The organism is Agathobaculum faecis (assembly GCF_014287995.1).
GTDB lineage: Bacteria > Bacillota > Clostridia > Oscillospirales > Butyricicoccaceae > Agathobaculum > Agathobaculum ammoniilyticum.
On the sequence record NZ_JACOPL010000007.1, the window covers coordinates 197,163 to 203,294 of the forward strand.

A 6,132-nucleotide genomic window follows, 5' to 3' on the forward strand; every position below is an offset into this window, starting at 1 on the left:
CCAGATGGCTGGAGGGCCTGTCCTTTAACCGGCTGGAGGGTATGGGAGGTGGCTACACTGCCCAAAGCCAGCTCACCACCACAAATGGGCATTTCGGTGCGGTCTCCATCGGCAGCCGCGGCATTTTCGCTTATGTCTACCCTGGAGCCACCTATGAGAATATGAAAAAGGGCGCCGGTCATGTGGACGGGACAAGCGCCTGGAATGGAAATGTTTCGTTTTGCGGCCACAACCGCGGCTCGTGGCCGTATTTCGGAAATCTGAAATATGTGCAGGTTGGGGATGTCGTCACTTATAAGACCTCGCTCGGCATCCGCACCTACCGCGTTACCTTTGCCGGACGCATCCTTGCTACAGATACGGACGTGCTGAACCCCACGGCAGGCGACCAGATCACTATGCTCACCTGTATCGCGAACGAACCGGCTTACCGGTTCTGCGTGATCGGACAGGAAATGCGATGAAAGGATGATACAATGAAATTCCGCGGCATGATCGCCGCCTGCATGGCGGGGGCTCTGCTTCTGCCCACAGGCTGCGCAGACGATACACCGAAAATGGAGGTACCCGATACGGACACGGCGGTATTTACACAGATGGAACAGACAGGTTTGGAGGGATGGGATGATGCAGAGAATGAGACGGTACAGGATGTGCCGCTGGTGCGGCGTGATGTGGAACTCGCGTCAGGAGGTACGGCCGCCCTGTATGCACTTGATACGGGCGAGGAGCCGTCTGCCGGAACGGATGAACTCACATCGGTCAGCGCGGAGCTGGTGCTGAACAGCGCTGCTATCCACCTGGGCGCATACGGTACGGTGCGCGAACTGGCCGAAAGCGAGCTGTACCACTGGGCAGATGCGAGCGAATTCGACCTGATCCAGTACACCCAGCCGCTACAGATCAACGAGACCCGATATGCAGTCCATCTGCGGTTGGAAAATGACAAAGTCGGTATGGAGCAGCTGGTGGTCTACACTGATCTGGGCGGTGTCGCCCGGGTGGACCGCCTGTGGCGCTCCATACCGGATATGCAGGCGGAGGAAAGCTCGCCCGCATTTGACAGGACCGCCGCTTATCTCATTTCAAACCAAGCCTTATAATATTGGCATGAGCCGGTATGACCTTTTCCGTTCATACCGGCTCATTGTATTTTATGGAGAAGCCAGCGGTAAAAATTCAAGAGGTCTGAGTGAAAAAACGAAAGGGAGATAAGGAGGGATCAAAGCATAGCAAGAGGCCGCAGTTGGGTCTGCGGTTGGGATAAACGCAGTATGTAAGAAGCCAGGATCTCAATAAATTCGGAGGCGGTAGGAATACAGGCCAGCGGATAGCCGGCCATCTCGAACAGCAAAGGACGATTGACTTTCCATGCTCTTGCAGCGGCAGTTCGGATATTGCGTTCCACAGCAGTCCATTTGCAGTGGAAGTGAGAGGCGGTTTCCATATAGATTTTCTTTGTGACAGCCTCTAAACGAGATTCATCATGAACTACCAGACAGATGGCATGGGCGGTGTGCTGAAACCCTTTGTAGCATCTGGTAATGCCGAATAAACGTAACGTATCCTGAACGGTTGTCATAGGTATATCCTCCCAAATACAAAGATTTGAGAAGATAATACAACCAAAAACAGGAAATTCAATTTTTGTCGCTATTATTCGACACTTTTTGTTTCTAGGAGGTACCGGCTGCCAGGGGCCGGTCTTCCTTGAAAATAGCATAAATGGTGTTGCAGAGTTTGCGGGAGATGGTGCCGATCGCGGTAAGATGGTGCTTGCCGCGAGCACGGAGGGACTGGTAATACTCTGAGAGAATGGGGGCACAAAAAGCCGCCTTGGAGGCGGATAGCCAGATGGCCCGCCTGAGATACGGTGAGCCCCGTTTAGAGATTTTCTGCCTTGTTCCGATAAACTCACCGGACTGTGTGACTCGTACATCCAACCCGGCAAAGGCGACCAGTTTATTGGATGCGTCAAAGCGATGGATGTCTCCGATCTCGCTCAGGATAATGGCGCCCAAGAGGCAGCGCCAAAGGTGTCTGAAAACAAGTGACAGATTCGTGACGAAGAACTGCCCGAAGCGCACGATCTGGGCGATAATGAAGCTGTCCTTTCGGTCATTCTTTGTCTGACGAATATACATCTTCCGAAAAGCCTCAGACTGGATGGGATTGATGACCTTTACTTCAAAGCCATGCTCCAGCAGATACCCGTACGCGCTCGGCCAGTAATGGCCGGTGGCCTCCATGCCAATGAGCAGGTCATCTCTTGAGCTGTTCAGCTTCTGAACATTGCCGCCAGCTTCTCACAGCCCTCTTTGCTGTTGGAAAATGAAATGCTGTCCAGCAAGGCCGCGCCGGCCTCACCTATGACCGTGGCTTCATGTTTGTATTTGGCGATGTCGATCCCGCAGTAGAGCATGGGAAACCTCCTCTTTCAAAATTCCAGACAGAGTTCCCTCACGCTTCTTTGCGGAACACAACCTCGTTAGATATCCAGCGCATCCTCGCTATCCAGCCATTCGTGTCCACCCGCAAAGACAGAGGCGCAATTCTCTCTTTGGAAGCTGTACTTCAAGGAGACAACCTGCGCCCTCTGTCTGCTGGCCTTATTATCCCACATGGATTGTGGAACAACAAGTGGGTTTCATGCGGTTCCCCACATTATACGGGAGAGAAAAAACATGACCACAAAGAAACTGCGCATCCCCATCTTACTGCTGGCGCTGTGGCTGATAGCGGCGACGGTTATCCCGCAGTCCTATGCCGCGGGCGGTACGCACCGCGGCGAAGTAAAAAACGGTACTGGTTATACATCCAGCGCGGTCGGCGTCAACGTGTGAGAGACCGGCATCGCCCGAGACATATCCTTTGTGCCGATAGAGGGCTATTGCATCACGCCGGTGAACGCCTCTAATGGCGATACATCGGCCAGCGTGGAGATCAAGACGGAGGGAATGCCGGTGCAGATTACCGCGGGCGGCATGGCGCTCCCCTTGTAGCATGAGGGGCGGAGCGTCACGGTTACTGTCCCAGGCAACTGCACTGGAAACCTTATCTTGTCCGCTGCTGCGGAAGCCGTATCTTACCGGCTCGCCGTGACCGCGGACAGCGGCATTGAGGTCAGCGACGGCGGGACGTATGGCGCAGGCAAGACCGTGACCATCACCGCTGAGCCTTCCGGCGAAGCAGGGGTCACCCGCGTACAGGTGGCAAATACAGATATCGGCGCGGCGAATACTGCAGACCTTGCGGAGCAAGAGGCTACCGTAGACGGCAAGACCTATCCGTTCACGGTCACAGGTGGCAAAGCCACGATGGCGTTGACGGCAGAAGAAAATCTGAGCGTCTATTTTTACAGCAACGGCAGGCCGGGGGAGCAGCCGCTGGTCGTCCGCGTCAGCGGCGATAAGGGCGTGGACATAGGTGGCAGCTGTATTGAAGTGAGGCGCGGGAATGATGTGAATATCGGAGCGCAAGCTGAACGCGGCTGTGAGATCGCCGAGGTACGGTTGGACGATGGAGTGCAGTCCGTAACCGGCTATGTGTCCGAGGGGCGCGTTTGGCTGGGCGGCAAGGTGTACCGCATAGACCAGATCGATGGCCGCTTCTGCATCCCGCACGGGTGTGAACGACGGCGGCTCGGCGACGTATACGGTTTCGCCGGACAAGAGTTATACGCTGGATACCGTCACGCTGCGCGTGGGCAGTCGGCAGGAGACCGCCCATGTGGAGGATGGCACGATCAAAGTAGGGGATAGGTCTTATCCTATGAGCCTTTCTGCAAAAGGCGTTTTAAAAGTCGCCGTAAGCAATATCAGGGACGACGTGCGGCTCAGCGCCGGTGCGGTACGCAAAAACAACGGCACATTGTTTCTGCGTAATGGCGTCACCGCGCCGTATTTTGAAGGTATGGGAAACTACCGGTTCTGTCCGGAGGACACCCTGACCCGTGCGGAAGCGGTCAAGCTCATTAACCGTGTGACCAGCCGGTCGCTGTGCGTGTATACCATCCAGACCAGATTTGCGGATGTGCCTGCCTCGCACTAGGCGTTTTGGGATATCATCAGTGCTGCAAATTGCGTAATATAACAAAAAAACCGCCTGGAAAGGCGGAACGTATAGACGACAAGTGGCTTGTGTGATATACTGGACACAGGAACGCTGTTACATATGGCGGTCAGCCCACTCCCCACAAAGGGGGTGATGCTTTATGAGACGATTCGTAAGAATTGTAATATGGGCAATCCTTTTGCTGCATATTTTACTTATAAAAGCGCGTTGACCGCTCGGCTGGTACCCGAACGGTCAACTTTTGTTGATACCCAATAGGGGCTGACTGCTGTAACAGCGTTCCCTTTGTGTATCTATTATAAGCGGTGCGCGCCGCTTTGTCAAGCAGACGGAGTGAACGCGCTGCTACATTAGCAGCATGCATCTATCACATGCTGCGCCCGCTCCAGGATCTCGCGCCGCCATTCCGCCTGCGCGGGATTTTCGTTGACATAGGCGCTATTGTATGCGTGCTGCGCGGCCTGCTTCAGGTCGCGGCTGCGCTCCCCTGCTTCCAGCCGGCGTTCAGCGGCCTCCAGCTCGGTAAGCGCGCTTGCCAGATTACCATCGGTCCATGCCATTTTCATCACACCTCTTACCTTGTATTGCTTTGCCTATTATAGCAGGGCTGTACAGGCCAGTCAACCAAAGGAGGAATTTCCCATTGAATCAAAATAAACTGCAAAAGGCGCGTCCCGCCCTCGGATGGATGGAACGCGCCTTCTTATTTTACCGTATCGCGCTGGTGCTGCCTGTCATCGCCGCGGTCCTGATCCCGCTGGCCTTTGCCGTGGAGGACATGTGGACGGCGGACCGCATCATCAAGGACGTGTATTCCAAGATCGTCGCCATTTCAACCGTACTCGCCGGCCTGATGAGCGCGGTGGCGGTTATCGGCGCCAAAATGAGCGGCACACAGCAAAAGGCTGACAGCGCGTGGGAGTGGCTCAAAAGAGTCTGGCTCGCCTGGGTCATCATCAACGGCATCGGCGCGTTCATCGCCTACGTCCGCCCGCTTTTTGACAGGCTGGCGACGCTGGAATGACTTTATCGCAGCAGCTTCGGATAGTCTGTCCGGCCGTCTACGATACGGTATACATAGACCGTTTGGCCGATTACTTTGTAGATGCAGACATAATTGCCGCAGATCAGCTTTCGATACTGATGCTGCGCTAAAAAAGCATCCGGATGCAGAGCACCCATGTATGGCTGCTCTGCAAGAAGTGAGATGGTATCAAGCAGTCTGTCCGTGATCTCTTCTGCGGATCTCGACCCAACCAGCATCAAATGCAGATCCGAGATACGGTCAATATCCTCCCATGCAGGGGTGAGGAGCACAAGCTGTGTGTCAGGCATTGCGATACTTCTCCTTCAGCATTTTGCGGACTTCATCAACCGAATAGGTGGGTTCGCCGCTGAGCCTGGAGAATTCCGCTTCAAGGATAGCCGCACGGTGCTTTAGAACTTGTTCACGGTTTTCAAATGCATCTACGCTCATGAGGACGACATCGCCTTCCCCGTTTTTGGTGATATAGATCGGCTCCTGGCTTTCGTGCGCGAGGGTAGAGATCGCATTATAGTCATTTCGAAGGACGGTAGAGGACTTGATCTTCATTGCAGCCACCTCCAAGAATTATGGTATTATTATATGATAATTTCGCCATGTGTACAAGAGCAAAATACTGTGCTTACAAGGATGATCGAAGAAGCTGCATGGACGGAAAGGAAGAAAAAACATGAGGACAACAACTGAATAGTATAAAGACGCTTCTGTTACTGAAGCGTCTTTTCTATTAGCGGCGCCGTATCATATTTCCCATATGCGGCCTGGTTTTTTGTTTTACTTGAAGGGAGGGAACCTGAAATTCTCGAAAAGTTAGTAAAAGCCCTGTTTGAATGGCTGGCGTCGCTGTGGTATGAGATGGTGGAATATCTGCTGGACCAGCTCATGGAGCTGTTCAATGTGGATCTTTCCTACTTCGCAGAACGCGTGCCGGTCATAGACGACATTGCAAACATCTTTGTTGCGGTGGGCTGGGCGCTGCTTATCGGCAACCTGGCGTATCAGGCGATGCGTTC

General features: G+C 53.9%; 13 protein-coding genes. 7 read left to right on the forward strand and 6 right to left on the reverse strand.

The features are described from left to right. Window positions 1-41: 41 nt before the first annotated feature. Together H8S45_RS09305 and H8S45_RS09310 are read left to right on the forward strand one after the other, a co-directional pair. The gene (locus tag H8S45_RS09305; protein WP_054328286.1) at window positions 42-464 is read left to right on the forward strand and encodes a class D sortase; all 423 of its coding nucleotides are present in this window, start codon (window positions 42-44) and stop codon (window positions 462-464) included. Between the two features lie 12 nt (window positions 465-476). Further along, window positions 477-1,103, forward strand: a complete 627-nt coding sequence (locus tag H8S45_RS09310; protein WP_054328285.1) for a hypothetical protein — start codon at window positions 477-479, stop codon at window positions 1,101-1,103. A 119-nt stretch (window positions 1,104-1,222) separates the two neighbouring features. On the opposite strand, the gene H8S45_RS09315 is transcribed toward H8S45_RS09310, so the two are convergent. The 3 genes from H8S45_RS09315 to H8S45_RS16315 form a co-directional block, all read right to left on the reverse strand. Beyond that, a complete protein-coding gene (locus tag H8S45_RS09315) occupies window positions 1,223-1,582 on the reverse strand; it encodes a sporulation initiation factor Spo0A C-terminal domain-containing protein (protein WP_054328284.1) in 360 nt (119 codons plus the stop codon). Window positions 1,583-1,676: 94 nt separating this feature from the next. Further along, window positions 1,677-2,249 carry an IS110 family transposase gene (locus H8S45_RS09320; RefSeq protein WP_054328283.1) on the reverse strand — a complete coding sequence of 191 codons (573 nt, stop codon included), beginning with the start codon at window positions 2,247-2,249 and terminating at the stop codon, window positions 1,677-1,679. Window positions 2,250-2,278: 29 nt separating this feature from the next. Then, complete coding sequence (locus H8S45_RS16315) at window positions 2,279-2,422, reverse strand: IS110 family transposase (RefSeq protein ID WP_243182426.1); 144 nt, start codon at window positions 2,420-2,422, stop codon at window positions 2,279-2,281. 262 nt (window positions 2,423-2,684) lie between these two features. Between H8S45_RS16315 and H8S45_RS09325 the strand changes: the two genes are divergently transcribed. From H8S45_RS09325 to H8S45_RS09335, 4 genes are read left to right on the forward strand one after another with little or no spacing between them, the layout of a single operon-like run. Next, window positions 2,685-2,843 (forward strand): hypothetical protein, encoded by a 159-nt coding sequence (locus H8S45_RS09325; protein WP_153802400.1) that lies wholly within the window; start codon window positions 2,685-2,687, stop codon window positions 2,841-2,843. A 30-nt stretch (window positions 2,844-2,873) separates the two neighbouring features. After that, complete coding sequence (locus H8S45_RS16590) at window positions 2,874-3,002, forward strand: hypothetical protein (protein ID WP_256435199.1); 129 nt, start codon at window positions 2,874-2,876, stop codon at window positions 3,000-3,002. 57 nt (window positions 3,003-3,059) lie between these two features. Continuing rightward, complete coding sequence (locus tag H8S45_RS09330; protein ID WP_054328282.1) at window positions 3,060-3,761, forward strand: hypothetical protein; 702 nt, start codon at window positions 3,060-3,062, stop codon at window positions 3,759-3,761. Window positions 3,762-3,771: 10 nt separating this feature from the next. Next, window positions 3,772-4,050: a hypothetical protein gene (locus tag H8S45_RS09335; protein WP_107630990.1), complete on the forward strand. Its 279-nt coding sequence runs from the start codon at window positions 3,772-3,774 to the stop codon at window positions 4,048-4,050. A gap of 374 nt (window positions 4,051-4,424) precedes the next feature. Here H8S45_RS09335 and H8S45_RS09340 read toward each other — a convergent pair whose 3' ends face one another. Further along, window positions 4,425-4,640, reverse strand: a complete 216-nt coding sequence (locus H8S45_RS09340; RefSeq protein WP_054328280.1) for a hypothetical protein — start codon at window positions 4,638-4,640, stop codon at window positions 4,425-4,427. A gap of 77 nt (window positions 4,641-4,717) precedes the next feature. Here H8S45_RS09340 and H8S45_RS09345 point away from each other — a divergent pair, with 77 nt between their 5' ends. Then, window positions 4,718-5,098, forward strand: a complete 381-nt coding sequence (locus H8S45_RS09345) for a hypothetical protein (protein ID WP_054328279.1) — start codon at window positions 4,718-4,720, stop codon at window positions 5,096-5,098. 2 nt (window positions 5,099-5,100) lie between these two features. On the opposite strand, the gene H8S45_RS09350 is transcribed toward H8S45_RS09345, so the two are convergent. Both H8S45_RS09350 and H8S45_RS09355 read right to left on the reverse strand, forming a co-directional pair. Continuing rightward, on the reverse strand, window positions 5,101-5,409 hold the full coding sequence (locus H8S45_RS09350; protein WP_147574643.1) for a type II toxin-antitoxin system RelE/ParE family toxin: 309 nt from the start codon (window positions 5,407-5,409) through the stop codon (window positions 5,101-5,103). Next, entirely contained in the window at window positions 5,402-5,668 is a 267-nt protein-coding gene (locus H8S45_RS09355; protein WP_147574642.1) for a type II toxin-antitoxin system Phd/YefM family antitoxin, read from the reverse strand. The genes H8S45_RS09350 and H8S45_RS09355 overlap by 8 nt, the downstream gene beginning before the upstream one ends. Window positions 5,669-6,132: the final 464 nt, after the last annotated feature.

What these genes read in the sequence shown, in the direction of transcription:
- H8S45_RS09320 (WP_054328283.1), bottom strand. Translation starts at nt 2,249, where the DNA reads ATGGAGGCCACCGGCCATTACTGGCCGAGCGCGTACGGGTATCTGCTG.
- H8S45_RS09315 (WP_054328284.1), bottom strand. Translation starts at nt 1,582, where the DNA reads ATGACAACCGTTCAGGATACGTTACGTTTATTCGGCATTACCAGATGC.
- H8S45_RS09310 (WP_054328285.1), top strand. Translation starts at nt 477, where the DNA reads ATGAAATTCCGCGGCATGATCGCCGCCTGCATGGCGGGGGCTCTGCTT.
- H8S45_RS16315 (WP_243182426.1), bottom strand. Translation starts at nt 2,422, where the DNA reads ATGCTCTACTGCGGGATCGACATCGCCAAATACAAACATGAAGCCACG.
- H8S45_RS09335 (WP_107630990.1), top strand. Translation starts at nt 3,772, where the DNA reads ATGAGCCTTTCTGCAAAAGGCGTTTTAAAAGTCGCCGTAAGCAATATC.
- H8S45_RS09305 (WP_054328286.1), top strand. Translation starts at nt 42, where the DNA reads ATGGGAGGTGGCTACACTGCCCAAAGCCAGCTCACCACCACAAATGGG.
- H8S45_RS09350 (WP_147574643.1), bottom strand. Translation starts at nt 5,409, where the DNA reads ATGCCTGACACACAGCTTGTGCTCCTCACCCCTGCATGGGAGGATATT.
- H8S45_RS09325 (WP_153802400.1), top strand. Translation starts at nt 2,685, where the DNA reads ATGACCACAAAGAAACTGCGCATCCCCATCTTACTGCTGGCGCTGTGG.
- H8S45_RS09340 (WP_054328280.1), bottom strand. Translation starts at nt 4,640, where the DNA reads ATGAAAATGGCATGGACCGATGGTAATCTGGCAAGCGCGCTTACCGAG.
- H8S45_RS09355 (WP_147574642.1), bottom strand. Translation starts at nt 5,668, where the DNA reads ATGAAGATCAAGTCCTCTACCGTCCTTCGAAATGACTATAATGCGATC.